This is a genomic window from Streptomyces parvulus, assembly GCF_014648855.1.
Taxonomy (GTDB): Bacteria; Actinomycetota; Actinomycetes; order Streptomycetales; family Streptomycetaceae; genus Streptomyces; species Streptomyces parvulus.
The window spans coordinates 1-1,416 of the sequence record NZ_BMRX01000047.1 but is presented as its reverse complement, the minus strand read 5'-3'; the positions used below and the strand labels follow the sequence as shown (position 1 = coordinate 1,416).

Here is a 1,416-nt window from a genome sequence, read left to right as displayed (position 1 = left end):
GACAGATGATCCCCGGTATCCGCACCCGCGACCGACGCCGTCACCTTCGTATTACCGACGTTGTCCACCGCCAACCGCGGACGCCCCCGGAAACGACCCTTCACCGTCGGCGGCACCAACTCCGCACGCACCTCGGTGAACGCCGTAATCGTCAGATTCCCCTCAGGAACCGTCACCGCATCCGGATGCTCCGTCGGCGTAATCCGCACCGCATACGGATTCGGCCCCGCCACCGCATCCGACGTCCGCGGCGGAGCAAACGTCAACTCCACCGTCCCCGTCGTCCCGGGGTACAGGCGCAGCGTCTGGGGCTCCACCGTCGTCCAGGGCGACACGTCCCCGACGGGCTCGAACCGGTACTCGTCGACGACATCACCGGTATTACGCACCCGGAGCCGCACACGCGTGCTGCTGCCGGGGTCGACGGTGGCGGACGCGGGCTCGAGGGAAGTCCAAAGGCTCACGCCGCGACGTTACGTGAGCCCCGTCGCGGCGTCAGGAAGCTGCCGGGCAGAACGAATTGCCCCGCCGGTCGGGTCACACGGTGATCCGGACCGCCTCCAGCTGGAGCCGCTGGTCCATCGGGGAGCCGAAGTAGCGCCAGTTGCCGGCCTCGGTGCAGCCCTGCTTCTGCCAGCCCTTGTCCTTGACGTGGGTGTTGGGGCAGACGATGCCCTCCGTCGTCTTGAGGGTGAACCCCTCCAGCGGCGAGACCGCCTCCTTGGAGCTGCCGAGGTACATGTCGACGCCGTCGCCCTCGCTCTCCCACTTGTCGCCGGTCAGCCAGCCCTCGACGACGTGGGCGCCGTTGCCGGAGACGCCCTTCGTGCCGGACACGGCGATGTTGAGCACCTTGATCGGCAGGTTCTTGCCGACCGTGCCGGCCTCGGCGCCGTCGCACACCGGCTGCTGCCAGCCCTTGTCGGCCACGTAGGCGCGGTAGCAGATGTGCCGGCCGTCGCTGCGTGCGGCCAGTTCCTTGACCGCGGTGGCCGCGGTGCGCACCACCGGCTTGGGCTTCTTCGTCGGCGGCTTGGGCTCCCCGCCGCCGCCACCGCCGCCGCCACCGGCGCCGTCGTCCTTCGGTTCCGGCGCGGCGGGCTGGGCCGCGGGGGATTCGGCGGGGGCGGAGGGTGCCGTGCTGGGCAGCGTCTCGGGGGCGGCGCTGGGGCTGGGGGCGAGGGCCGCGCCGGCCTGCTCCGTCTGCTCGGTGGCCTTGGAGGAGACCTGGGGCTTGTACGCGATCCAGATCATCACGAACGCCAGCGCCAACGCCAGGAAGATCCCGAAGAAGGTGGCCAGCCAGCGCGGGAGGAACCCCCGCTGGACGTATGTGCCTTCCACTTCCGTCGGGTCGACACCGGAGCGCTTGACCGACAACGTGTACGGCCGCTCCTCCTTCGACCCGAACCAGAT

The 1,416-nt window shown here is 70.1% G+C and carries 1 protein-coding gene and 1 pseudogene; both read right to left on the bottom strand.

From position 1 onward, the window contains the following. The coding region (locus IE108_RS34635) for a COG1470 family protein (protein WP_444545611.1) at positions 1–464 on the bottom strand (464 nt) is incomplete at its 3' end. 73 nt (positions 465–537) lie between these two features. After that, positions 538–1,416 (bottom strand): annotated as a pseudogene (locus IE108_RS34630) (hydrolase); the annotation flags it as partial.